This is a genomic window from Pseudomonas sp. FH4 (assembly GCF_000510915.2).
In the GTDB taxonomy this organism is placed as follows: Bacteria; Pseudomonadota; Gammaproteobacteria; order Pseudomonadales; family Pseudomonadaceae; genus Aquipseudomonas; species Aquipseudomonas brenneri.
Genome location: NZ_AOHN01000028.1, coordinates 199,908 through 222,233 on the forward strand (window position 1 = coordinate 199,908; position 22,326 = coordinate 222,233).

Genomic DNA, 22,326 nt, shown 5'->3' on the forward strand with positions numbered 1-22,326 from the left:
ATAACAACAACAAACAGGAGAGACCCCATGTTTGGAATGTCCCACGAGTCCTACCTGCTGCTCGATGCAGTAGTCACCATCATCGGGTTGATCGTGTTGATCACCCGGTTCAAGGTTCACCCGTTTATTGCGCTGATCATCGCCGCAGGCTTTCTCGGCCTGACCTCGGGCATGCCCGTGGAAAAGATCATCAAGGCGTTCCAGGACGGCTTCGGCGGTGTGCTCGGGTTTGTCGGGATTATCCTGGCGCTGGGTACGATGCTCGGTAAGATGATGGCCGAATCCGGCGGTGCCGATCAGATCGCACAAACCCTGATCCGTGCCTTTGGCAAGGACAAGGTGCAGTGGGCGATGATGTTCGCCGCCTTCCTGGTGGGCATTCCGCTGTTCTTCGAGATTGGCTTTGTGCTGCTGATCCCGCTGGTGTTTATCGTCGCGCGCCGCACTGGCGTGTCGCTGATCAAGATCGGCATCCCGCTGCTCGCCGGCCTGTCGGCGGTCCACGGCCTGGTGCCGCCGCACCCGGGGCCGTTGCTGGCCATTGGTGTGTTTGGCGCAGACATTGGCAAGACCATTCTCTACGGTCTGATCGTCGCCTTGCCGACCGCCATCATTGCCGGGCCGATCTTCGGTACGTTCATTGCCAAGCACATCCCTGGCAACCCGTCCCAGGAGTTGGTGGACCAACTGGCCCGCGAGACCGACTCGAAAAACCTGCCGAGCTTCAGCATCACCCTGATTACCGTGCTGCTGCCGGTGTTCCTGATGTTGCTCAAAACCTTTGCTGACATCGCCTTTGCCGAAGGCAATGCGGTGCGCAACTGGATGGACATGATCGGCCACCCGATCAGTGCCTTGCTCCTGGCCTTGCTGTTGTCGCTGTACACCTTTGGCCATCGCCAGGGCATCCACTCCAAACAGATCCTCAAGCTGCTCGACGCCAGCCTTGCGCCTACCGCCGCGATCATCCTGATCATCGGTGCCGGCGGTGGTTTCAAGCAGATGCTGGTGACCAGCGGTGTGGGTGACGTGATCGGCCATATGGCGGTGACGGCGCAGATCAACCCGCTCCTGCTGGCCTGGCTGGTGGCGGCGGTGATTCGTATCGCCACCGGTTCGGCAACCGTGGCCACCATTACGGGCGCGGGCATTGTGGTGCCGGTGGTGGGGATGATGCCGGGGGTCAACCTGGAGTTGCTGGTGCTGGCGACGGGGGCGGGGTCGTTGATTCTGTCCCACGTTAACGACGCAGGGTTCTGGCTGGTGAAGCAGTACTTCAACATGACCGTGGCCGAGACGTTCAAGACGTGGACGGCGATGGAGACCATCCTGTCCATCGTGGCACTGGGCTTCATCATGTTGCTGTCGTTGGTGGTGTAACCCCATCAAGAAGTGGGAGCGGGCTTGCCCGCTCCCACAGTTGTTATCAGGCTTTGGTGACCAGGCCATCAGCCCGGAACATGCCCCGAATCCCGCGCACCGCCTGGCGAATCCGGTCCTGGTTCTCGATCAGGGCAAAGCGCACATGGTCATCGCCATACTCGCCAAAGCCAATCCCCGGCGACACACACACCTTGGCTTCCAGCAGCAATTTCTTGGCAAACTCCAGCGAGCCCATGGCGGCATACGCCTCGGGGATCTTCGCCCAGACATACATCGATGCCTTCGGGTTCTCCACCATCCAGCCCAATTCATGCAGGCCCTTGACCAGCACGTTACGGCGCTGGCGGTATTGCTCGGCGATGTCCTTCACACATTGCTGGTCGCCTTCCAGCGCGGCAATGGCCGCCACTTGCAGCGGGGTGAAGGTGCCGTAGTCGTGGTAACTCTTGATGCGTGCCAGGGCGTTGACCAGTTCCGGGTTGCCGACCATGAAGCCAATACGCCAGCCGGCCATGTTGTAGCTCTTGGACAGGGTGAAGAACTCCACCGCAATGTCCTTGGCGCCCGGTACTTGCATGATCGACGGGGCTTTCCAGCCGTCGTAGACGATATCGGCGTAGGCCAGGTCGTGGATCACCAGTACGTCGTACTGCTTGGCCAGGGCAATCACCCGTTCGAAGAAATCCAGCTCCACGCACTGTGCGGTGGGGTTGGACGGAAAGCCGAGGATCATCATCTTCGGCTTGGGGATCGAGCCGCGAATCGCCCGCTCCAACTCGGCGAAGAAGTCCACGCCGGGAATCAGCGGCACCGAGCGCACCTGGGCGCCGGCAATCACGGCACCGTAGATGTGAATCGGGTAGCTGGGGTTGGGCACCAGCACGGTGTCGCCCTGGTCCAGGGTGGCCAGCATCAGGTGTGCCAGGCCTTCCTTGGAACCGATGGTCACGATGGCTTCGGTTTCCGGGTCGATATCCACCTCATAGCGGTCCTTGTACCAGCGCGAAATAGCGCGGCGCAGACGTGGGATGCCTTTGGAGGTGGAGTAGCCGTGGGTGTCTTCGCGCTGGGCGACGGTCACCAGTTTCTCCACGATATGCGGTGGAGTCGGGCCGTCAGGGTTACCCATGCTCAAGTCGATGATGTCTTCGCCGCGCCGACGCGCAGCCATCTTCAGCTCGGCAGTGATATTGAACACGTAAGGGGGGAGTCGATCTATGCGCGCAAAGCGGCGCGGCGAACCTTGGTCTGCCATTGTTGCCTCGGAGTACGTAAGCGCCCGGAACCGTCCGAGCGACGTCGGCCACTGCGGTGGCCTGCGGGGCGGACAATACGGCGGGTGAAGGGCAATTGTCCAGATACTGTCGGAAAATTTTCTGTCTGGAGTATGACGCGCGTATGCCCCTATACTCGGTATGGTTTTGGTCACTCACCCATGGAGATTGTGCAGATGAACCAACAGGCAACGCTACCCTTGGAGCCCCGCATGGAAGAGGGCAAGGCCATGGTGATCGCAGGGGTCGGCGGTCATTACGGCAAGGCGACGCTGGGGGATATCCCGAATCTGTGGGAGTTGTTCGACACCTGCATCAAGGACATCAAAAAGCGCATTGGCGGCGTGACCTACGGCGTTTGCTACAACGCCACGCAGGAAGAGTTTGATTACATCGCCGGGGTTGAAGTGCCGGCCAAGAGCGATGTGCCGGGCAACTTTGAATGCATTGAAGTGCCGGCCAGTCGTTATGCGGTGTTTGCGCACTACGGGCCGGTGTATGCGCTGACTCAGACCTATGAGCGGATCATGTACGAGTGGCTGCCGACTTCGGGGTACAAGGTCGCAGGGCCGGATATCGAACGATACAGCGCCGACTTTGATGTGGATAAGGGCACCGGCACCGTGGAAGTCTGGCTGCCTATAGAAAAGTCTGCATAACCTGTAGGAGCCGGTTTGCCGGCGATGGCGATCTGAAGGACGCCATCGCCGGCAAGGGCATCAATACAACGTGGCCTTGACCCGCTCCGGCATTTCCCGGTCATACGCCTCGGCATCAAATTGCCCATCATTCAACCGCTTGTGAATAGCCCCCGCGGACGGCAGCGCCGAGCGCTCCAGATGCTTGTCCGGGTTCCAGCAATCGGAGCGCACAAAGGCTTTCGAGCAGTGGAAATACGCGGCTTCTACCTGCACCAGAATCACCGACCGCGCCGGTTTGCCATGTACCGCAAAGCTCTCCAGCAATTCAGGATCGATGGAAATCTGCGCCCGCCCGTTGACCCGTAGCGTTTCTCCGATTCCCGGAATGATGAACAGCAGCGCAATCCGTGGATCCAGCACCAGGTTGCGCAGGGTGTCGAGCCGATTGTTGCCCGGTCGGTCCGGGATCGCCAAGGTGCGCTCATCAATGATCCGCACAAACCCCGGCACATCGCCGCGAGGCGAGCCGTCGAGGCCATCGGCGCCTGAGGAGCTGACAATCACCAGCGGTGAGGCTTTCACCATTGCCTGGTAATCCTCATTGAGAAACGCGATTTCCTTGTGCACGGCGCGTTCGTGGGGTTTGCCGTAGAGGGTGTCGAGTTGTTCGAGAGTGGTCAGCATGGGAGGCTCCTTGTCCATGAAAGGCTGGCAGTTATCCGCCAAAGCTACGTTGGTAATCCTGCGCCGATTTTCGGATGGCTTGAGCAACGTTGGGCGCTTGTCGACAATAGTCGTCCTCACGCTTGAGCACACTCTCCAGCGTCTGGAGCAGGGCCTGGATGCGTTCCTCGGGCTTTTCTATCTCGCAGGTCCTGGCAAACTCAAGAATGCCCAGGCGTGACGCAAAAAATGAGCGGTTGCCAGCCAAGTCCAGGGCCAAGGCATCTTCGGGAATATAGGCGGTGGTATTGGCAATGTCATAAGCCGGCGCAAGGCGAGCGTCGTGCCTGATGGGATCGCTGTAGAGCAAGCCAAAGTTTTTCAGATGGGCATCACCGTTGCCAACGATACAGCTCAATGCAACGCTATCGAACAATTGCTCCAGGGAGCTGCGTTGATGTTCGATTGCACAATAAAGGCGCACGGCCTTGGCAATCATGGCGTAGCTCTTGCTGTATTTCTGCTCGGCGGACAGGCCCATGAGTGTGGCCATGTCTTCAAAGCCCAGCGGGTTGAGATACTCGTCTCGGTCGAAACGCCGCATGATGAAAAGCTTGTGGTTCTGTGACAAGTAGAACGGTGGAACCGGTATGCCTGCGTCCTTGGCGACTGACATGCACAGGTACTCGTTGATGGCCAATCCCGGAAACTCGTCGCGTCCGCTCTTGATAATCAGATCATTGGTTTTCGAGGTGAATTTGTGTTCCGCAGCTTCCGGCACCAGCACCTTGGGCTGTACTCCGGAAATTCCCGCGCGAAGAATGTAACGGTCGACCAAGCAGGTGAACAAATCCTCAGTGCCATCCCACGCGAGGATTTCATCCAGGTTCTCGCCACGGGAGGGAGGGCTGTTGTGCTCAATCAACTGGTTTACTTGAGGCGATGAGACAAAGACCCGGCCGATAGGTGCGCTGCTGCCTGACAGTGCCAACAACAGCATCGGGTCGACTTTGACGGTCTTTGCCAGCCTGTTTTTAAGCTGTTCCAGCACATAGCCTTCCGGCAGGTTCATCTGGAAGATCGGGTGTAAATCACGGCGACGATAATCCTCTGCACGAACGGGCATCAGCAGGCTGATCGCGCTGTGCTCCGGCGCATCATCGCCATAGCGAAAATGGTAGTCGTCAGCACCCACGAATACGCTGCCGCTGGCACCTTGCGGTGTATGGACTTGCAGTCGGTGATTACTCATTGAACAAGTCCTCCACGTCATCCAGCGTCGGCATGGAAACAGGGACCAGTTTCACTTCAGTGCCCAGTGCTGCAAAAACCCGTGCATAGGCATTCATTGAGACTGACAGGCTGCCTTGCTCGATTTCGATCAGTTTCTGTCGGGTAGTGCCTGCCAGTTGCGCCAGCTCTGCCTGCGTGTGGCCACGATTGAGGCGCATCGAGCGGATTTGGAGGCCGATTCTTTGACCAAGAAGTGATGAGTCCATGTCGTGATACCGTTACATTAAACTTGACTAGTTATGTATACGTTACATTTAAAAGCTGTCAATGCCGACATTAGCCGAGTGCTAACGCCAATCGTCGTTCATAGGCCGTGGTGCTTTTATACGCTTCTCCGCGATCAACCCAACCCGCATGCAGGTATAACCCCATCGCCGTGACATTTGCGCTGTCCACCGACAGCTCCAACGCCTTGATCTGCGGCCACACCAGGCGTGCCGCAATGGGCAGCGCCTGCAGGCAGGCCTTGCCCAGCCCCAGGCCCTGATGGCGGTGATCGACTTGCAGCGCATGCAGCGTGGCACTGTGTTCATCGGCCCAGTGGGGCAGGCAAGGCGGGCGCTTGAGCAGCAGGAAGGCCACGGGAATCTCGTCAGCCAGCAGGGCAAAGCCCTTGATGCCGGGGCTGGGATTGACCAGCAGACTGTTCAGCGCGCAATAGATATCGCCGCACCAGGGCAGTTGCTCGGGATGGACTTCGAGGGCGCTGAGTTGCTGTTGTTGCGCAGCAGTCAACGTCTCATAGGGCACGAGGCGGGTTTCCATCGAACAGATATCCAAAGTCTTACAGGGAAGTCGCAAATTCTAGCGGTTTTGCCCCAGTCGCAAATTTTTTTCCTAGGCTTGTCGATTGACGGGATGCCCAACCGACTAAAGGCGTATTCCGTGATTTTTCCCTGAAAGGAGCATTGGCATGAATACCCAAGTGAACAGCGAAATCAGCACCTTGATCGAACAGTGGAAACAAGCCGTGACCACCAAGGATGTCGACAAAATTGTCAGTTTTTATGCGCAGGACATTGTTGCCTTTGACGCGGTGACAGCCCTGCAATTCAAGGGCCGCAAGGCCTACAAGGCGCACTGGCAGGCCTGCATGGAGATGTGCCCCGGTGGAGGTATTTTCGAGTTTCACCAAATGAATATCGTCGCGGCTGCCGACAGTGCCTTCGCCCACTGGCTGGCCCGCTGTGGCGGCACTGGGCCCGATGGTGTGGAGAAGGTCTGCTGGATGCGGGTCACTGCCGGTTATCAACGGATCAACGGTCAATGGCAAGTGGTGCATGAGCATTGGTCGGCCCCCTTCGACATGCAAAGCGGGACGGCCTTGTTCGACCTGCAACCCTGATCGTCGGGAAAACCTGCAAAGCGCCAATCTGCAGCCATAGTTGATAGTCCGAAAACGGAGAATCCCATGAAATACCTATGCCTGGTCTACAGCGACGAACGTCTGTTGCACAGCCAGCCTGACAGCCCCAAGGACACTGAATGCCATACCTACGCCGAAGCGGTGCAGGCCAGTGGCCGGATGCTCGCCGCCCAGGCGCTGGAGCCGGTGAGGAGCGCCACCACGGTGCGGGTGCGCAACGGCAAGCTGTCGATTACCGACGGGCCGTTTGCCGAAACCAAGGAGCAGCTTGCCGGTTTCTACCTGATCGACGCCAAGGACTTGAATGAGGCGCTGCAAGTGGCCGGTGGCATTCCGGCGGCACGGGTCGGCAGTGTGGAAGTACGCCCCGTGCGTGAATTGAATCTCTGAACCCAACAATCATAAGACTCAAGGAGGTTGATCCATGAACACTCAACCCGCGCAATTCGAACTGTCCATCAGCCGCGTAATCGACGCGCCACCCAGCCGGGTATTCCGTGCCTGGACCGAACCTGCGCTGTTGCAACAATGGTGGGGCCCACACGGCATGACCACGCCTGTGTGCGAAATGAACCTGTGGGTCGGTGGTCTGTTTCGCACCCTGATGCGTGCGCCGGACGGCAGCGAGTACCCGACCCAGGGCGTCTTCCTGGAGATCGACGCACCGCGTCGCCTGGTGTTTACCGATGCGTTCCTGCCTGGCTGGATTCCCTCGGGCAAGCCGTTCATGAGCGCCGAGGTGACCTTCGAGGACGTTGGCGGCAAGACCCGCTACACCGCCCGCGCCATGCACTGGAGCGAAGCCGACAAGCAGGCCCACGAAGCCATGGGTTTTCATCAGGGCTGGGGCGAAAGCCTGGACCGGCTGGTGACCCTGGTGACTCAGGGCATGCCCGATTGACCGTCAAGGCCCAGGTCGAGGCGGTCTACCGCAGCGAGTCGCGGCGCATCCTGGCGACCCTGATTCGCCTGCTGGGGGACTTCGACCTCGCCGAAGAAGCCCTGCATGAGGCGTTCTTCGTCGCGGTCGAGCGCTGGCAGCAGGACGGTGTGCCGGATAATCCCCGGGCATGGCTGGTGTCGACTGGGCGCTTCAAGGCCATCGACCGTTTGCGCCGCCAGGCCCGGTTCACCCCGTTGTTGCAGGAGCAGGCCGAGGCGCTGGAAGCGGTTGAGTGGAGTGACGAAGACGTGGAAGACGACCGCCTGCGCCTGATTTTCACCTGCTGCCACCCGGCCCTGGCGGCGGATGCGCAGGTACCGCTGACCTTGCGTGAGATCTGTGACCTGACCACCGAGGAAATCGCCCGGGCGTTTCTTGCCACACCGGCCACCATTGCCCAGCGCATCGTGCGGGCCAAGGGCAAGATCCGCGAAGCGAAGATCCCCTATCAGGTGCCATCGCTGGCGGAATTGCCCGAACGTCTGGACAGCGTTTTACGTGTGATTTACCTGGTGTTCAACGAAGGATATTCAGCGTCCATGGGCGCCGATCTGACCCGTGAAGAATTGACCCGCGAAGCCATCCGCCTGGGCCGCCTGTTGCTGGAATTGCTGCCGGAGCCGGAGGTCATGGGCCTGCTGGCGTTGATGCTGCTCCATGAATCACGACGCCCGGCTCGCACCTCGCCAGCCGGTGAATTGGTGCTGTTGGCTGAGCAGGACCGTGCATTGTGGGGCGCGGCCTTGATAGCCGAAGGCTGTGCCCTGGTGGAACAGGCCCTGGCCACGCGGCGTTTTGGCCCGTATTGCCTGCAAGCGGCGATTGCCGCGGTACATGCCGAAGCGACGACTGCTGCCGATACCGACTGGGTGCAGATTGTCGGGCTTTACGATGTGTTGCAAAGACTTGTGCCTTCGCCTGTGATCGAACTCAATCGTGCGGTCGCCCTGGCCATGCGTGATGGACCGTTGGCTGGGTTGCAGCAAGTGGAGGGGATTCTGGCACGGGGCGAGTTGCTGGATTACCACCTGGCGCATTCGGCGCGCGGGGAGTTTTGTCGGCAACTGGGTCGTATGAAAGAGGCACGCCAAGCCTATGAAAAAGCCCTGGGCCTGACCCAGCAGGCCCCGGAAAAACGCTTTATCGAACGTCGCCTGGCAGAACTTTCAGGATAAAAACCGGAGCGTGCTCGCGTCTGGCGTCAACGATAAGCCGTGTTTGCAGGGTAAACGCGGCGTGCTCAAGTTTTTCGCGAGCAAGCTCGCTCCTACATGAATGCCAGCCTGGGTTGTCGTTATTCGAGCATCCTTTCCAGCAGCCAGCTCCCCGCTGGCCCCGGCGGATGTTGCCTCGACCACAATGCATCCACCGCCACCGAGCGCGGCCAGCCGCGAGCCTTGAGCTCCACCAACTGACCATTGGCAAAACGCTCCACCAGCCAGCGCGGCAACGGCGCCCAACCAAAACCGAGGATGGCCATTTCCATCAACATCAAAAAGCTGGGAGCGGACCAGACCCGGCCCGTCAGCCGGTTTTCATTGGGGTTGATGATGCTTGCCAGGCGCAGTTCCCGGTGTTGTTGCAGGGTTTGCCGGTCGATGCCATCGAGGTTGGCCAGTGCATGCAGCGGCGAAACAAACAGTGCCAGTTGCGCGCGCTCTTCGACGGTGGCGTGGGTCAGGTCCGGCGGGTAAACCTCCTGCGCCTCGATAAACGCGAGCTGCGCCCGCCCGCTTTGTACCAGGGCCATGAGGTCTTCACACTCGGCAATCAACCATTCCAGCTCCAGGTCCGGATAACGTTGCTCAAGGGCGCTGAGCACCGTTTCAAAGCGTCCTGACTGATAAGTGTCGGACATGGCGATACTGAGCTTGGGCTCCAGCCCCTGGGACAACTGGCTGGCGGCAAGCTCCAGGCGGCTGCTGGCTTCCAGCACCTGCTCGGCCCGTTGCAGCAATACATGCCCGGCCGGCGTCAGGCTCGGCTTGCGGCTGCTGCGGTCGAACAGCACCACGTCCAGGTCAATCTCAAGGCTGGCCACCGCCGCGCTGATGGTGGATTGGCTCTTGCCCAGCTTGCGTGCCGCCGCCGAAAACGAGCCTTGGGTCGCCGCCTGGACAAACGCTTGCAACACTTCATGAGATGCCATCATCTATCGCCTTGATCGATGGTTATTGATTATGAAGTATCGGGTCGGTGAGGGATTATGGCAACCCTCGACACCCACAGAGCACGAGTCATGACCATCACCAAATCCATCACTGAACGCGTTTTCCAGGCCATCGGTTTTGAGGGCCTGGCCTTGTTGATCTGTACCCCGTTGCTGGTCTGGATCACTGGCCGGCCAGCCCTGGAAATGGGCGCGGTAACCCTGGCCATCAGCCTGCTGGCGCTGACCTGGAACATCATCTTCAACAGCCTGTTTGACCGCCTCAAGGCGCGCCTGCAACTGGCCAATAGCGGCAAGACCCGCGTGCTGCACGCCTTGCTGTTTGAGGGCGGGCTGATTCTGTTTGCCGTGCCGCTGATTGCCGCGTGGCTGAATATCAGCCTGATGCAGGCGTTTATCCTTGATATCGGTGTGCTGCTGTTTTTCCTGCCGTACACCTACGTGTACCACTGGGGCTACGACGTGCTGCGGGACAAATTCCTGTGTAGGAGTGAGCTGGCTCGCGAAGGACGTTAACGATGACGTGGGCCGTCTGAATGAACGCGGTGTCCTTGGGTTTTTCGCGAGCAAGCTCGCTCCTACAAGGGGGCTGACGTTAGACGAACATCCCGCCTGATGCCTCGATACGTTGCCCGTTGATCCATTTGCTGCCGTCGGCCAGCAGTGTGGAGATCGCCCCGCCAATGTCGTCCGGCAAGCCGACCCGACCCAGGGCTGTGTTGCCGGCGACAAAGGCATTGATGTCGGCGTTGTCGCGCACGGCACCGCCGCCGAAGTCAGTCTCGATGGCGCCAGGGGCCAGGGTGTTGACGCTGATCCCACGGGCGCCCAATTCCTTGGCCTGGTAGCGGGTCAGCACTTCCACCGCGCCTTTCATTGAGGCGTAGGCGGCATAACCTGGCAGGCTGAAACGCGCCAGGCCGCTGGAGATATTGATGATGCGCCCGCCATCGACGATCAGTGGCAGCAGCTTCTGGGTCAGGAAGAACGGGCCCTTGAGGTGGATCGCGACCATTTGGTCGAACTGTTCTTCGCTGGTTTCGACAAAGCTTGCATGGGTGCCGACACCGGCATTGTTGATCAGGAAGTCGAACTGCTCCTGTGCGAAAACGTCCTTCAGCGTGCGGCCGACTTCGCCGATGAAACCGTCGAAGGTCGCGCTTTTGCTCACATCCAGTTGCAGCATGGCGGCGCGGCCACCCAGTTGTTCAATCTGTGCGACCACTGCCAGGGCTTCGTCAGCCTTGCTGTAGTAGGTGCCGATGATGTCGATGCCTTGCGCGGCCAGGTACAGGGCGGTGCTTTTGCCCAGGCCGCGGCTGGCGCCAGTGATCAGTGCGATTTTACGGGTCATGGTCAAGTCCTCGGAGCAAGTGAGTGAACGTGGGGCTGAGTGTATTTGTGCGGCCATTACGTGATAAACAGGGTTGATCCGGAATCACTGGTCGGATCAGTCGAACAATCACGGACCCCCACCATGAACAAGCTGGACCTGTTGCGCACCTTTGTCCGCGTTACCGAACTGTCGAGTTTCACCCAGGCCGGCGATAGCCTGGGGCTGCCGCGCTCCACAGTGTCCGAGCAGGTGCGCGCCCTGGAAGACCTGCTGGGCACGCGCTTGTTGCAGCGCACCACGCGCAAGGTCCAGGCCACCCAGGATGGGCGGGTGCTGTATGAACGCAGCAAGGATCTGCTGGCCAATATGGAAGAGTTGGAAGGGTTGTTTCGCCAGGATGAGGCGCAATTGAATGGGCGGATTCGTATCGACATGCCCAATGCCATGGCACGCAAAGTGATCGTGCCGCGCCTGCCGGAGTTCATGGATCGGCACCCGTTGATCGAGCTGGAAATCAGCGGCTCCGACCGTCAGGTCGACCTGCTGGCCGAAGGCTTCGATTGTGTCTTGCGCGTGGGTGCGCAGCCGGACCAGTCGGTGGTGGCGCGGCTGTTGTGCAGCATGCCGATGATCAACTGCGTCAGCCCCGGTTACCTGCAACGCTACGGCGAGCCCAAGACCCTGGCCGACCTGGCCGCGCATCAGTTGGTGCACTACGTGCGCCCGCTGGGCGCGCGTTCGTCGGGCTTTGAGTATGAACAGGGCAACAAGGTGCAGCGCATTGCCATGGCCGGGCGGGTCACGGTCAACAGCACGGACGCATACCAGTCGGCGTGCCTCGCCGGTTTCGGGATCATTCAGGTGCCGGGGCTGGGCATGCGCGAATTGCTCGACAGGGGCGAGTTGGTGGCCGTGCTCCCCGACTATCCCGCGCCCGCGCTGGACGTGTCGATGCTGTATGCCGGCCAGCGTCACCTGCCGCTACGGGTACGGGTGCTGATGGACTGGTTGGCGGCCACCCTGAAGTCTCAGCTTTAACGACGTGTCGATAGCTGTTGCGGGGCGAGGAAGGCGTCGTGGAAGTAGTCGCGAAACGCCTGCATCGCCGGGGTGAAGGCGCGCTCGCGGTGCCAGGCCAGGCCGACACTCATGGGCGCGACTTTGTCAGTCACGCTCAGGGTCTCGATGCGCTTGCCTTCCAGGGACCAGGGGCGGTGCACCAGATCAGACAGGATCGCTACGCCGCTGCCATTGGCCACCATGCTGCGCACCGCCTCCACCGAACTGGTGCGCAGCCGCACCTTGGGCATCTGCCCGGCCTGTTCCCAGTAGCGCATGGCACTTTGCTCGGCCTCATCCACGGTCAACAGGATATACGGCTCGCGAGCCACATCGGCCAGGCTTACCGCACGCCGCTCACACAGCGGGTGGTGGCTGGGCAGCCACAGGCGCCGTTCGGAATTGAACAGGATCTGCGAAACGATATCCGGGTGGGTGAGGTTGGCGGTAAGCACCACCGCCATATCGAACTGGCCATCCAACAGCCCTTGTTCGATGGCCTGGCGCTCCTGCTCGAAGACCTCGATGTTCACATCCGGGTGCCAGTGCTCCATGCGTTGCAGGTGGTGCGGCAGGAAGTAACCGAGCACCGTGTAACTGGCCGCGACCCGCAGCACGCCGCTGGCACGGTAGTCCGGCAGCGGACTGTTCAATGCATCGTCGACACTGCGCACGATCACATAGGCGCGGTTGAGAAAGTGTCGACCGGCATCGGTCAGGCTCATGCCCTGGGCCGAGCGCACAAACAGCTGGGCACCGAGCATGGCTTCCAGCTCCTTGATCGCGGTGGTCACCGCCGACTGGGAGATGTTCAGGTGAATCGCCGCCTGGGAAATCTGGCCGATTTCGGCGGTGGCGACAAAGTAGCGAACCTGGCGCAGGGTCAGCGACATGCAGTTTTCTCGTAGGGGTATCTGATTTTCAGAAGAAAGACTATCTGATAATAGATCTTCCCAAGGGGTCAAGGGCCAGCCTATTTTCGCTGGCACGAACTCTTGCGGAGCAGGCCCCGATGCAGACAGTGGATTTCAATTCGGACATGGGTGAAAGCTTCGGCCCCTGGACCATCGGCGACGGTGTGGATAACGAGCTGATGGCGTTTATCAGCTCGGCCAACGTGGCCACCGGTTTCCATGCCGGCGACCCCGGCACCATGCGCCGCACCATCGAGCGCGCCAAGCAGTTGGGCGTGGCTATCGGCGCTCACCCGGGCTTTCGCGACCTGGTGGGTTTCGGCCGTCGCCACATCAACGCCCCGGCCCAGGAACTGGTGGATGACATGCTCTACCAACTCGGCGCCTTGCGCGAATTGGCGCGGGTGCAGGGCGTGACCTTGCAGCACATCAAGCCCCACGGCGCGCTGTACATGCACCTGGCGCGGGATGAAGAAGCCGCGCGCCTGCTGGTGGAAAACCTGCAGCGCCTGGAACCTGAACTGTTGTTGTACTGCATGCCCAACTCGGTGATCTGGCGTATCGCCCAGGAACTGGGGCAACCGGTGGTACGCGAGTTTTACGCCGACCGTGAGTACGATCTGTCCGGCTCCATCGTGTTTACCCGTCATGTACGGGCCCTGGACCCGGCGACGGTGGCGGCGCGTGTCTTGCGGGCCTGCCAGACCGGCCTGGTGCGCACCGTCGAAGGCGAAGACCTGTTTATCGAATTCGATTCCATCTGCCTGCACAGCGACACACCGGGCGCCCTCGACCTGGTGGAGGCCACTCGCAACGCGTTGGACCAGGCGGGGATCGCTGTGCGCAAACCCCGTTAAACGACACCGGTGCCCAGACACCGGACCTGCATGATTTTTGCCTGCCTTTCTACAATGATTCCAAGAGGAACAGACATGGCTGAAACATCCCCGATTCGCTACAGCTTTGGCGCCGATGAGCATTTGTTCGCCGAAGTCAGTGAAAGCATGTCCCTGGAGGCGTTCTTCAAGGGCATGGCCGTTACCCGTGCGGTGCAACGCCTGGAGCTGCCCGGCGTGCTGGATATCTGCCTGGCCAACGCCTCGTTCCAGATCCGCTTCGACCCGGACCTGATTGCCCCGCATGTGCTGCTCGACGCGGTACAAAGCGCCGAGGTCCAGGCGGTGGCCGAACGTACCTTGCACACCCGGATCATTGAGATCCCGGTGTTGTATAACGATCCCTGGACCCATGAAACCCTGATGCGTTTTCGCGACCGTCACCAGGACCCGACCGGCACTGACCTGGAGTACGCCGCGCGGGTCAACGGCCTGGCGGATGTCGAGGCGTTTATCGCCGCCCACAGTGGCGCGCCGTGGTTTGTGTCGATGGTCGGCTTTGTCGCTGGCCTGCCGTTCATGTTCCAGATGGTCGAGCGTGAGCGACAGCTGCAGGTGCCCAAATACCTGCGCCCGCGCACCGACACGCCGAAGCTGACCCTCGGCCATGGCGGCTGTTTCGGCTGCATTTATTCGGTACGCGGCGCCGGGGGGTACCAGATGTTTGGCGTGACCCCGGCGCCGATCTACGATCCGCAGCAGCAGTTGGCTTACCTCAAGGAGCACATGGTGTTCTTCCGCCCCGGCGATATCGTGCAGTTCAAACCCATTGACCGTGATGCCTACGACCTGGCGGTGGCCGAGGTCGAGGCCGGGCGTTTCGATTTGCGCATTCGCCCGGTGGAATTTTCCCTGGACGCCTTTTTTGCCGACCCGGTCGGTTACCCGAAAACCCTGCAGGAGGCGCTCGTATGATCAAGGTGCTCAAGCCTGGCCTGGCGACCTCTGTGCAGGACCTGGGGCGCGAAGGGTATTACCACTTGGGAATCCCGCCGTCCGGCGCCCTGGACCAGTACGCCCTGAGTGCGGCCAACCACCTGGTGGGCAACCCGGCGGGCGCGGCGGGGTTGGAATGCACGCTGATCGGCCCGCAGCTGGAATTTCAACAGGATGCGTTGGTGGCGCTGAGCGGTGCGCTGATGTCACCGCGCCTGGACGGCGAGGTGGTGCACCAGGACACGGCGTTCCAGGTGCGCGCTGGGCAGGTGCTGCGTTTTGAGTTTCCCGTGGCCGGTGCGCGGACTTACCTGGCGGTGGCCGGTGGGATCGACGTGCCGCTGGTGCTGGGCAGTCGCTCCACTTATACCCTGGGTGCGCTGGGCGGTTTTCACGGGCGGCGCTTGCAGGAAGGCGATGTGTTGCCCATCGGTGAGACTCGCGGCGAGGGCCGTGCCGGTAATAGTTTGCCGATGGCCCTGCGCCGTTCGGTGGGCGGTGATGTGACGCTGCGGGTGGTGCCGGGGCTGTATTACGAGCGGCTGACGGCCGCTGCCAAAAGCAGTTTTTTTGCCGAGCCCTGGACGGTCGGTTCCGAAGCCGACCGGATCGGCTACCGCTTCAAGGGCGGCAGTGCCTTGAGCTTCCAGCCCCGGGAGCAACCGTTTGGCGCGGGCTCCGATCCGTCGAACATCGTCGACAGTTGCTACCCCATCGGCTCGATCCAGGTGCCGGCTGGCCTGGAACCGATTGTGCTGCACCGCGATGCCGTATCGGGCGGTGGCTACGCGATGATCGGCACGGTGATCAGCGCCGACCTGGACCTGATCGGGCAGATGCAGCCCAACCAGCGCGCGGGGTTTGTCGCGGTGACATTGGAAGAAGCGCTGGAGGCGCGGCGGGTGTACAAGAAGCGGCTCAAGGCGATGGCCGGGTTGTTTGCCAGTTAAGCCATCGCACCATCCAAATGTGGGAGCGGGCTTGCTCGCGATAGCAGTGTGTCAGTTATAGATAAGTCGACTGATCCACCGCTTTCGCGAGCAAGCCCGCTCCCACATTTTTGTTTTGCGGTGCTTTAGAAGAGTTGAGTGAACAGCCAGTACAAGCTACCTGACAACACAATCGCCGCCGGTAACGTCAGCACCCAGGCCATCAGCAAGTTGCGGATGGTCTTCATCTGCAAGCCACCCCCATTGGCAACCATGGTCCCGGCCACGCCTGACGACAGCACGTGGGTGGTGGATACCGGCAACCCGAACATATCGGCGGCGCCAATGGTCAGCATGGCCACGGTTTCGGCCGAGGCGCCCTGGGCGTAGGTCAGGTGGGTCTTGCCGATTTTCTCGCCGACGGTCACCACAATGCGCTTCCAACCGACCATGGTGCCCAGGCCCAGGGCGATGGCCACGGCGATCTTCACCCACAGCGGGATAAAGCGCGTCGCATTGTCGATCTGTTGCTTGAACAGTTGCAGCTTGCCCAGGGTGTCGGCGTCGAAGTTGCCGACCTTGCCCTTGTCCATCAGGCGAATGGTTTCGCTGGTCAGGTACATGTCATTACGCACGTTGCCCATGGCCTCGGCGGGCACCTTGGCCAGTGAACCGTAGCCCTTCACTTGTTCACCGATGTGCCCGGTCAGGGCGGCGAGGGCGGGGATCAACTCCGGGGTGGTTTCTTTGGTGCGCACATACGTCGACAACACGGGGCGCGGGTCGGCAGGGGCTGGCTGCGGTGCGCTTTTCACCAGGGCTTGCTGGGTGACTTCGGCCACCGCGGCGAACTGCAATGACTGGTCGGCCGGCATGGTGCGGTTCAAGGCATAGGCCATCGGCAAGGTACCGACCAGGATCAGCATGATCAGGCCCATGCCCTTCTGGCCGTCATTGGAACCGTGGGCAAACGACACACCAGTGCAGGTCACGATCAACATGCCGCGAATCCACCAGGGCGGCGGCGTGTTGCCTACGGGCGCCTTGTACAGCGAACGGTTTTTCACAAAGGCCCGCAGCGCCAGCAACAACAGGGCCGCAAAGCCGAAGCCGATCAGTGGCGACAGCAGCAGCGCATAGCCGATCTTGATCGCCTGGGCCCAGTCCACGCCACTGGTGCCGTCACGGCCATGCATCAGGGCATTGGCCACGCCAACCCCGATGATCGACCCGATCAGCGTATGGGAAGACGACGCCGGCAACCCCAGCCACCACGTGCCCAGGTTCCACAGAATCGCCGCAATCAGCAGGGCGAAGATCATTGCAAAACCGGCGGATGAGCCGACCTGCAGGATCAACTCCACCGGCAGCAAGGCGATGATGGCAAAGGCCACCGCGCCACTGGACAGCAGCACCCCGAGGAAGTTGAAGAACCCCGACCAGACCACGGCGAAATGCGGCGGTAGCGAGTTGGTGTAGATCACCGTCGCCACCGCGTTGGCGGTGTCGTGGAAGCCGTTGACGAACTCGAAACCCAAGGCAATCAGCAACGCCACGCCCAGCAGCAGGAACGGTGTCCAGGTGGTGACCACCGTGCCCAGTTCATGCATGTCGTGCATCAGGCTGTAGGCGGTGAACAACAGGCCCATGGCGAGCACGGCGAAGAACACGATCACCGTGAGTAGGCCGGGTTTTTTGTCCAATTGCGGTTTTGCGTCAGTGGCGTCAGCCTGGGGAGAGGCAGTCAGGGAAGGGGTGGCCATGCCGGAGCATCCAGTGTGAGGAGGATGTTTCCCATGATCGTTGCAGAATGTTACAGAGATGCTGCGTCAAATCAGTGTTTGGCGTATTCGGCTCGCCGCCGGTCCAAAAAACACCGCCGCTCCCACAGGTTGATCGCATTTCAGGCTTAGTAATCCCGGCGCTTGCGAAACGCCCATCTGCCGGCAATCACAGTAAACGTCGCCACCAACGCCACCAGGATCCAGAACCCCTCGGGATCCTGGGAGAGCGGCACCCCCCCGACGTTCATGCCAAAAAAACCGGCGATGATATTGATCGGCAGTGCCAGCACCGTCACCACCGTCAGGGTAAACAGCGTGCGGTTGCTTTGTTCGTTGAGGTTGGCGGCGATTTCCTCCTGCAACAACTTGATCCGTTCGCCCAGGGCCGTGAGGTCGTTGATGATCAGCGCAAACTCCTCGGTGGACTTGCGCAACTCTTTCACGTCTTCCTTTTGCAGCCACTGCGGCGGGCGGTTGAGCAGGCGCAGCAGCGAGCCCGGCTCCAGTGCCAGCAGGCGTTGCAGGCGCACCAGCACCCGGCGCATAGCACCCAGTTCGGCGCGGTTGGTGGACAGGCGCGAGGACAGCAACTGGTCTTCGATCTGGTCCACGCTCTGGCTGGTCTTGCGCACGATCTGCGTCAGCACCTCGCCTTGATCGCGCAACAGATGCACGAGCAACTCCAGAGGCGAGCGAAAGTGTTCGCCGGCTTTCACCGAAGAACGCAGCTTGTCCACCGAGTGCAGCGGTTGCAGGCGCGCGCTGACCAACAGGCGGCTGCGGGCGCAGACCCACAAGGTGGAAATATCCGACGAGACCATGCTGCTGAAGTTGAACACCACGTCGTTGACCACCGCCAGCAAGGCCGAGTCCACATGTTCGATGCGGGTCGAGCGCGAGCCTTCGTGCAGCGCCTCGAAGAATTCTTCCGGCAGTTCCAGGTGGGCCTGCATCCAGCGTTGGCAGGCCGCGTGGGCCAGGTTCAGATGCAGCCACAGGAATTCATCGGGGGCGCCAGGATCTTGCAAAGCCTTGAGCGCGGTCGCCGAGTCGATTTGTTCGGCTTTTTCACCGGGTTTGAAGCGGAAACCATAAAGCAGGCCAAACAGGTCGGAGTCCTGGTGGCCGTGGTCGATGCTGTGGTTCATGGTGGCTCGCAGAGGAAAGCGCCTGTAGGACGTTTCACAGGTTCGCATCGCGCAATCATTGCAAGGCGGTTTGACAGTTTTGTGACGGTTTGGCAACGGGCACAAAAAAGCCGCGCGGCCCGAAGGCGGCGCGGCTTTGTTCATCGAACGACTCAAGTGTCTTGCTTGTTTTCCAGCACTGCGCCGGTCTTGGCGTCGAGCTTCACGTCCCACTTCTTGCCGGTAGTGTCGGTCAGGTCAACTTCGTAGACCAGGCGGCCGGCTTCGTTATCCAGTTCGGTGTCATTGATGGCAGCGCCGGCGTGCAGGGCTACGGCGGCAGCGTTGAGCTGTTCGAAAGGCTTCACCGCGCCCGATTGCAGCAGGCTTGGAATCTGGTCCGGGCGAACATCAGCCTGGGCCAAACCAGCAGTCAGGGTCAGGGCAGCAGCAGCGAACAGAGCGGTCAGGTTTTTCATGGTGGAGTCCTTTGGGGTGAGCTGTTTAAGTGGGATCAGGTTAACCCGCGCAACTTAATTCACCCTTAATTGTGTAGGACGTTTGCGTTGTTTGTTCAATCGGCCCGCGTCGGGAAATTTCATGCTGGTGTCTCAACTTCAGGAGGCACACATGAAACAGATAATGGCTTGGCTGTATGCACCCGTGTTCTGGGCGGGATTTATTGGCGGGGGGCTTTGGCTGGTCGCGAAGGGAGAGCCCCACTGGTTGCTGGCGGTGTTTGCCGTGGCCATCGGCGTGTCGTTTATTGCAGAGCTGTGGCTGCCTTACGAGCCGCAATGGAATCGCCCCTTGGGGGACCGACGCCGGGATATCTTCCATGCGTTGGTCAACGAAAGCCTGAATACCCTGGGCTTGTTGGTGCTGCCGCTGCTGACGGCGTGGCTGGCGATTGATGGAGCCTGGCCACGCACCTGGCCGCTGTGGGCGCAGTTGCTGTTGGCGATCGTGATTGCCGATGCGGGCATCACGCTGATGCATTACGCCAGTCATCGCATCGCCGCTCTCTGGCGTTTGCATGCCGTGCATCACAGCGTGCAGCGGCTCTATGGTTTCAATGGCTTGATGAAGCACCCGTTGCACCAGATGCTGGAAGCAACGGCGGGCCTGCTGCCGCTGATCCTGCTGGGGATTCCCGTGGACGTGGCGATGTTGTTGGCATTGGCCATTGCGATCCAACTGTTGTTGCAACATTCCAATGTCGCTATGCGCCTGGGGCCGTTGCGCTGGGTATTTGCCTGGGCGCCGGTGCACCGCTTTCACCATATGAAATACGGCCGGGCGGGAGATGTGAATTTCGGTTTGTTTTTCAACCTGTGGGATTGGCTGTTGGGGACTGCGTTTTACACCGAGGACTATCGAATGGGTGAGGGCGACCTGGGCATCGGCAGCCGTCCGGATTTCCCGGTGGATTATCTTGGGCAGTTGCGTGACCCCTTTACGGCCATCCAGTTGAGTAAAGAGCCGCCTGTCCCAAGCACTCTCCAAATGTAGGCGTGAGCTGTCTGGTTTGATGCGGTGCTCTCGAGTTCTTCGCGAACAAGCTCGCTCCTACAGGGGGAGCAGGTGTACCTGGAGATGGCGCAACGAGGCCCCGGCGGTCACGCCAAACAGTTGCTTCATGGTGCGGGAAAAGTGCGCCGAGTCGGCAAAACCCGCGCCATGGGCGGCTTCGGTCAACGTGTGGCCGTTCAGGGCCAGGTCCAGGGCCATGCGCAAGCGTCGCCACATCACCAGGCGCCGCACCGGCACGCCGAGCTGGCTGACGAACAGACGCTCCAACTGGCTCAAGGACAGATGCGCCGCCTGTGCCAGTGACTGCGCCGAGACCTTGCCGCTCAATTGTTGATCGAGGGTGAGCAGGGCGCGTTGCACCCGCGCATCGTCAGCGCGGCGACGTGGCAGTCGCCGCAGAGTCTGTTCGAAGCTTTCAAGGCCGAAGTCGGCTGCGTCCAGGGCGTGTTGCAATACCTGGGCGTCAAACGCGCCGGGTTCCACATATGCCATCAACACGTTGCCCTGGGTCTGGACGATGGCATGGCTTTGACGGGAGGGGATGAACAGGCGACAAGCCGTGTGCAGATGCCCATCAAGGCTGACCGTGACGGGGCTATCCGAGGACAGGATAAATTGATGGGCGTAATGGGCATGGGGCGCAGTGCGCCCCGTCTCACCGAGGATCAGGCCGTAATCACGGCCCAGCCACAGTTGGCCCGACCACTCGTCTGTCACTCAGTAACCGTTGTCCTGCAGCAGATCCTGCACGCTGGAAGACGGCCAGCGCTTGTAGAACTTCAGCAGTTCGGCGGCACGGTTGGTGAAGATGCCATCGACGCCAGCGTCCATGACCTTCTTGAAGTCCACCGGTTCATCGACGGTATAGACGTGTACCAGCAGGCCTTTGTCGTGGGTCAACTGGTTCATCTCGGGTTTCACCAGGTCCGAATAGCTCTGGTCACCCAGGTCGGTCAATTGGGCCGATGGACCAGTACCGATGGCGCCGAGGCTCTTGGCTTCATCGACCCACTTCTCGAATTCGGCAGCGTCCTTGGGTTCCTGCTTGGCATAGTAGGCCGCCTTGGTCGGTTCGCCGGACTCGGCGAAGGTCACCTTGGACTTGGGCTCGATGCTGCCTTCACCCACCCACAGCAACAGGATTTTCGGGGTGTTGGGCATTTCCTTTTGTAGCTCTTTGAGGCTGGCAACCTCGAAGGTTTGCAGGATGACGCGGCCTTTGCCCTGGCCTACACCGGTGTTGCTCTTGCCCAGTTTGGAGCCGGCAGCACTCAGCCAGCCCTTGTCCTGCAGCTTGTCTTTGAGGTCGGCTTCGATGCCGGGAAACTGCTTGGGCTCTTTGGTTTCGATGTACAGGCCGGGTTTGTGCTGGGGGTTGCCTTCGGCGATCTTGATGATGTCGTCCAGGCTGAGGATTTTCAAACCGACAAAGCCCGGGCGCGCACGGTCTGGGTAGGCGGCGTTGAACCAACTGCCGGCATCGAGGGTTTGCAGCTCTTTCCAGGTGAATTCGTTGGCCGGGCTGTCCTTGCGCTCCGGGAATTTGGTGGCGACATCGGTGGTGCGTTGCAGGTTGTTGTCATGCAGGGCGAACAGCACGCCATCCTTGCTGCGTTGCAGATCCAGTTCCAGGTAGTCGGCGCCCAGGTCGCGGGCGACCTTGTAGGCTGCGGCGGTGGATTCCGGGGCATCGAAGGACGCACCTCGGTGGGCGATCACGGCGGGGTGGGGAATGCCGTCTTTCGTCGCCAGTTCAACCGGGCTGACAGGGTTTGCAGCCTGTGCGTGGCCAAGGCCCATCATCAGGGCGAGCAGCAGGGCACTCTTGGTAAACGTAGCAGGCATGTGCGAGGTCCTTTCGTGGAGGTAACTTCAAGAAGGCTCCCTTTTTAACAATTGCATGCAAATCGCGCTATCACCAAACCGACATTAACGTGCGCATGCGCTATTTTTCTGCGCTTTTGTGCCGTGCTATGCAGTACTCTTGGTCCGAGCTTCCCCGCCAGAGGGAAACCTGTATTGCCTTATTTTTCTGCCTCGCGTGTAAACCATCGTTCACTTCCCCTGTGGGATTTTTCA

25 protein-coding genes are annotated in these 22,326 nt (G+C 60.5%); 12 read left to right on the forward strand and 13 right to left on the reverse strand.

Going from position 1 to position 22,326, the window contains the following annotated elements; all coding sequences use genetic code 11:
* Positions 1-27: 27 nt before the first annotated feature.
* Positions 28-1,380 (forward strand): GntP family permease, encoded by a 1,353-nt coding sequence (locus H097_RS22595; protein ID WP_032862579.1) that lies wholly within the window; start codon positions 28-30, stop codon positions 1,378-1,380.
* Between the two features lie 46 nt (positions 1,381-1,426).
* Here the strand turns inward: H097_RS22595 and alaC are convergent, their stop codons facing one another.
* Complete coding sequence (gene alaC / locus H097_RS22600) at positions 1,427-2,638, reverse strand: alanine transaminase (RefSeq protein ID WP_032862580.1); 1,212 nt, start codon at positions 2,636-2,638, stop codon at positions 1,427-1,429.
* Positions 2,639-2,833: 195 nt separating this feature from the next.
* On the opposite strand from alaC, the gene H097_RS22605 reads away from it, so the two are divergent.
* The gene (locus H097_RS22605; RefSeq protein WP_032862581.1) at positions 2,834-3,316 is read left to right on the forward strand and encodes a GyrI-like domain-containing protein; all 483 of its coding nucleotides are present in this window, start codon (positions 2,834-2,836) and stop codon (positions 3,314-3,316) included.
* Between the two features lie 60 nt (positions 3,317-3,376).
* Here the strand turns inward: H097_RS22605 and H097_RS22610 are convergent, their stop codons facing one another.
* The 4 genes from H097_RS22610 to H097_RS22625 form a co-directional block, all read right to left on the reverse strand.
* A complete protein-coding gene (locus H097_RS22610) occupies positions 3,377-3,982 on the reverse strand; it encodes a pyridoxamine 5'-phosphate oxidase family protein (protein ID WP_032862582.1) in 606 nt (201 codons plus the stop codon).
* A gap of 31 nt (positions 3,983-4,013) precedes the next feature.
* Positions 4,014-5,213 carry a type II toxin-antitoxin system HipA family toxin gene (locus H097_RS22615; RefSeq protein WP_032862583.1) on the reverse strand — a complete coding sequence of 400 codons (1,200 nt, stop codon included), beginning with the start codon at positions 5,211-5,213 and terminating at the stop codon, positions 4,014-4,016.
* Positions 5,206-5,460, reverse strand: coding sequence for a helix-turn-helix domain-containing protein (locus H097_RS22620; protein WP_032862584.1), 255 nt, complete (start codon positions 5,458-5,460; stop codon positions 5,206-5,208). Before H097_RS22620 ends, H097_RS22615 begins: the two co-directional genes overlap by 8 nt.
* Before the next feature lie 70 nt (positions 5,461-5,530).
* Positions 5,531-6,019, reverse strand: a complete 489-nt coding sequence (locus H097_RS22625; protein ID WP_032862585.1) for a GNAT family N-acetyltransferase — start codon at positions 6,017-6,019, stop codon at positions 5,531-5,533.
* Between the two features lie 160 nt (positions 6,020-6,179).
* Between H097_RS22625 and H097_RS22630 the strand changes: the two genes are divergently transcribed.
* From H097_RS22630 to H097_RS22645, 4 genes are all read left to right on the forward strand, one after another.
* Positions 6,180-6,599 carry a nuclear transport factor 2 family protein gene (locus tag H097_RS22630; protein WP_090293194.1) on the forward strand — a complete coding sequence of 140 codons (420 nt, stop codon included), beginning with the start codon at positions 6,180-6,182 and terminating at the stop codon, positions 6,597-6,599.
* A gap of 66 nt (positions 6,600-6,665) precedes the next feature.
* Positions 6,666-7,010, forward strand: coding sequence for a YciI family protein (locus H097_RS22635; RefSeq protein ID WP_032862587.1), 345 nt, complete (start codon positions 6,666-6,668; stop codon positions 7,008-7,010).
* A 34-nt stretch (positions 7,011-7,044) separates the two neighbouring features.
* Positions 7,045-7,521 (forward strand): SRPBCC family protein, encoded by a 477-nt coding sequence (locus tag H097_RS22640; RefSeq protein ID WP_032862588.1) that lies wholly within the window; start codon positions 7,045-7,047, stop codon positions 7,519-7,521.
* The gene (locus H097_RS22645) at positions 7,518-8,738 is read left to right on the forward strand and encodes an RNA polymerase sigma factor (protein ID WP_032862589.1); all 1,221 of its coding nucleotides are present in this window, start codon (positions 7,518-7,520) and stop codon (positions 8,736-8,738) included. Before H097_RS22640 ends, H097_RS22645 begins: the two co-directional genes overlap by 4 nt.
* A 119-nt stretch (positions 8,739-8,857) precedes the next feature.
* Here the strand turns inward: H097_RS22645 and H097_RS22650 are convergent, their stop codons facing one another.
* Entirely contained in the window at positions 8,858-9,712 is an 855-nt protein-coding gene (locus H097_RS22650) for a LysR family transcriptional regulator (RefSeq protein WP_032862590.1), read from the reverse strand.
* 90 nt (positions 9,713-9,802) lie between these two features.
* On the opposite strand from H097_RS22650, the gene H097_RS22655 reads away from it, so the two are divergent.
* A complete protein-coding gene (locus H097_RS22655) occupies positions 9,803-10,249 on the forward strand; it encodes a multidrug/biocide efflux PACE transporter (RefSeq protein ID WP_032862591.1) in 447 nt (148 codons plus the stop codon).
* Positions 10,250-10,328: 79 nt separating this feature from the next.
* Here the strand turns inward: H097_RS22655 and H097_RS22660 are convergent, their stop codons facing one another.
* Positions 10,329-11,087: an SDR family oxidoreductase gene (locus H097_RS22660; RefSeq protein ID WP_032862592.1), complete on the reverse strand. Its 759-nt coding sequence runs from the start codon at positions 11,085-11,087 to the stop codon at positions 10,329-10,331.
* 123 nt (positions 11,088-11,210) lie between these two features.
* Here H097_RS22660 and H097_RS22665 point away from each other — a divergent pair, with 123 nt between their 5' ends.
* Entirely contained in the window at positions 11,211-12,107 is an 897-nt protein-coding gene (locus H097_RS22665) for a LysR family transcriptional regulator (RefSeq protein ID WP_032862593.1), read from the forward strand.
* Here H097_RS22665 and H097_RS22670 read toward each other — a convergent pair.
* Positions 12,104-13,021: a LysR family transcriptional regulator gene (locus tag H097_RS22670; protein WP_032862594.1), complete on the reverse strand. Its 918-nt coding sequence runs from the start codon at positions 13,019-13,021 to the stop codon at positions 12,104-12,106. The two genes, H097_RS22665 and H097_RS22670, sit on opposite strands and share 4 nt — an antisense overlap.
* 119 nt (positions 13,022-13,140) lie before the next feature.
* On the opposite strand from H097_RS22670, the gene H097_RS22675 reads away from it, so the two are divergent.
* The 3 genes from H097_RS22675 to H097_RS22685 all read left to right on the forward strand — a co-directional run bounded on the left by H097_RS22675 (position 13,141) and on the right by H097_RS22685 (position 15,824).
* A complete protein-coding gene (locus tag H097_RS22675; RefSeq protein ID WP_032862595.1) occupies positions 13,141-13,899 on the forward strand; it encodes a 5-oxoprolinase subunit PxpA in 759 nt (252 codons plus the stop codon).
* A gap of 75 nt (positions 13,900-13,974) precedes the next feature.
* Positions 13,975-14,853 (forward strand): allophanate hydrolase subunit 1, encoded by an 879-nt coding sequence (locus tag H097_RS22680; RefSeq protein ID WP_032862596.1) that lies wholly within the window; start codon positions 13,975-13,977, stop codon positions 14,851-14,853.
* Complete coding sequence (locus H097_RS22685; protein WP_032862597.1) at positions 14,850-15,824, forward strand: biotin-dependent carboxyltransferase family protein; 975 nt, start codon at positions 14,850-14,852, stop codon at positions 15,822-15,824. Before H097_RS22680 ends, H097_RS22685 begins: the two co-directional genes overlap by 4 nt.
* Before the next feature lie 125 nt (positions 15,825-15,949).
* On the opposite strand, the gene H097_RS22690 is transcribed toward H097_RS22685, so the two are convergent.
* From H097_RS22690 to H097_RS22700, 3 genes are all read right to left on the reverse strand, one after another.
* Positions 15,950-17,566, reverse strand: a complete 1,617-nt coding sequence (locus tag H097_RS22690; RefSeq protein WP_032862598.1) for an inorganic phosphate transporter — start codon at positions 17,564-17,566, stop codon at positions 15,950-15,952.
* Between the two features lie 146 nt (positions 17,567-17,712).
* The gene (locus H097_RS22695) at positions 17,713-18,735 is read right to left on the reverse strand and encodes a transporter (RefSeq protein WP_032862599.1); all 1,023 of its coding nucleotides are present in this window, start codon (positions 18,733-18,735) and stop codon (positions 17,713-17,715) included.
* A 152-nt stretch (positions 18,736-18,887) separates the two neighbouring features.
* Entirely contained in the window at positions 18,888-19,193 is a 306-nt protein-coding gene (locus tag H097_RS22700) for a PepSY domain-containing protein (protein ID WP_032862600.1), read from the reverse strand.
* Positions 19,194-19,344: 151 nt separating this feature from the next.
* Between H097_RS22700 and H097_RS22705 the strand changes: the two genes are divergently transcribed.
* On the forward strand, positions 19,345-20,226 hold the full coding sequence (locus tag H097_RS22705) for a sterol desaturase family protein (protein ID WP_032862601.1): 882 nt from the start codon (positions 19,345-19,347) through the stop codon (positions 20,224-20,226).
* Positions 20,227-20,283: 57 nt separating this feature from the next.
* Here H097_RS22705 and H097_RS22710 read toward each other — a convergent pair whose 3' ends face one another.
* Both H097_RS22710 and H097_RS22715 read right to left on the reverse strand, forming a co-directional pair.
* Positions 20,284-20,964: an AraC family transcriptional regulator gene (locus H097_RS22710; RefSeq protein WP_032862602.1), complete on the reverse strand. Its 681-nt coding sequence runs from the start codon at positions 20,962-20,964 to the stop codon at positions 20,284-20,286.
* Complete coding sequence (locus H097_RS22715; RefSeq protein ID WP_032862603.1) at positions 20,965-22,092, reverse strand: glycerophosphodiester phosphodiesterase; 1,128 nt, start codon at positions 22,090-22,092, stop codon at positions 20,965-20,967.
* Positions 22,093-22,326 lie beyond the last annotated feature (234 nt).

Bases quoted from the DNA above. Each gene is read 5' to 3' on its own strand.
- H097_RS22610 (WP_032862582.1), bottom strand. From the start codon at position 3,982: ATGCTGACCACTCTCGAACAACTCGACACCCTCTACGGCAAACCCCAC.
- H097_RS22635 (WP_032862587.1), top strand. From the start codon at position 6,666: ATGAAATACCTATGCCTGGTCTACAGCGACGAACGTCTGTTGCACAGC.
- H097_RS22625 (WP_032862585.1), bottom strand. From the start codon at position 6,019: ATGGAAACCCGCCTCGTGCCCTATGAGACGTTGACTGCTGCGCAACAA.
- H097_RS22705 (WP_032862601.1), top strand. From the start codon at position 19,345: ATGAAACAGATAATGGCTTGGCTGTATGCACCCGTGTTCTGGGCGGGA.
- H097_RS22620 (WP_032862584.1), bottom strand. From the start codon at position 5,460: ATGGACTCATCACTTCTTGGTCAAAGAATCGGCCTCCAAATCCGCTCG.
- H097_RS22650 (WP_032862590.1), bottom strand. From the start codon at position 9,712: ATGGCATCTCATGAAGTGTTGCAAGCGTTTGTCCAGGCGGCGACCCAA.
- alaC (WP_032862580.1), bottom strand. From the start codon at position 2,638: ATGGCAGACCAAGGTTCGCCGCGCCGCTTTGCGCGCATAGATCGACTC.
- H097_RS22605 (WP_032862581.1), top strand. From the start codon at position 2,834: ATGAACCAACAGGCAACGCTACCCTTGGAGCCCCGCATGGAAGAGGGC.
- H097_RS22700 (WP_032862600.1), bottom strand. From the start codon at position 19,193: ATGAAAAACCTGACCGCTCTGTTCGCTGCTGCTGCCCTGACCCTGACT.
- H097_RS22690 (WP_032862598.1), bottom strand. From the start codon at position 17,566: ATGGCCACCCCTTCCCTGACTGCCTCTCCCCAGGCTGACGCCACTGAC.
- H097_RS22695 (WP_032862599.1), bottom strand. From the start codon at position 18,735: ATGAACCACAGCATCGACCACGGCCACCAGGACTCCGACCTGTTTGGC.
- H097_RS22615 (WP_032862583.1), bottom strand. From the start codon at position 5,213: ATGAGTAATCACCGACTGCAAGTCCATACACCGCAAGGTGCCAGCGGC.
- H097_RS22665 (WP_032862593.1), top strand. From the start codon at position 11,211: ATGAACAAGCTGGACCTGTTGCGCACCTTTGTCCGCGTTACCGAACTG.
- H097_RS22595 (WP_032862579.1), top strand. From the start codon at position 28: ATGTTTGGAATGTCCCACGAGTCCTACCTGCTGCTCGATGCAGTAGTC.
- H097_RS22715 (WP_032862603.1), bottom strand. From the start codon at position 22,092: ATGCCTGCTACGTTTACCAAGAGTGCCCTGCTGCTCGCCCTGATGATG.
- H097_RS22675 (WP_032862595.1), top strand. From the start codon at position 13,141: ATGCAGACAGTGGATTTCAATTCGGACATGGGTGAAAGCTTCGGCCCC.
- H097_RS22670 (WP_032862594.1), bottom strand. From the start codon at position 13,021: ATGTCGCTGACCCTGCGCCAGGTTCGCTACTTTGTCGCCACCGCCGAA.
- H097_RS22685 (WP_032862597.1), top strand. From the start codon at position 14,850: ATGATCAAGGTGCTCAAGCCTGGCCTGGCGACCTCTGTGCAGGACCTG.
- H097_RS22655 (WP_032862591.1), top strand. From the start codon at position 9,803: ATGACCATCACCAAATCCATCACTGAACGCGTTTTCCAGGCCATCGGT.
- H097_RS22680 (WP_032862596.1), top strand. From the start codon at position 13,975: ATGGCTGAAACATCCCCGATTCGCTACAGCTTTGGCGCCGATGAGCAT.
- H097_RS22640 (WP_032862588.1), top strand. From the start codon at position 7,045: ATGAACACTCAACCCGCGCAATTCGAACTGTCCATCAGCCGCGTAATC.
- H097_RS22660 (WP_032862592.1), bottom strand. From the start codon at position 11,087: ATGACCCGTAAAATCGCACTGATCACTGGCGCCAGCCGCGGCCTGGGC.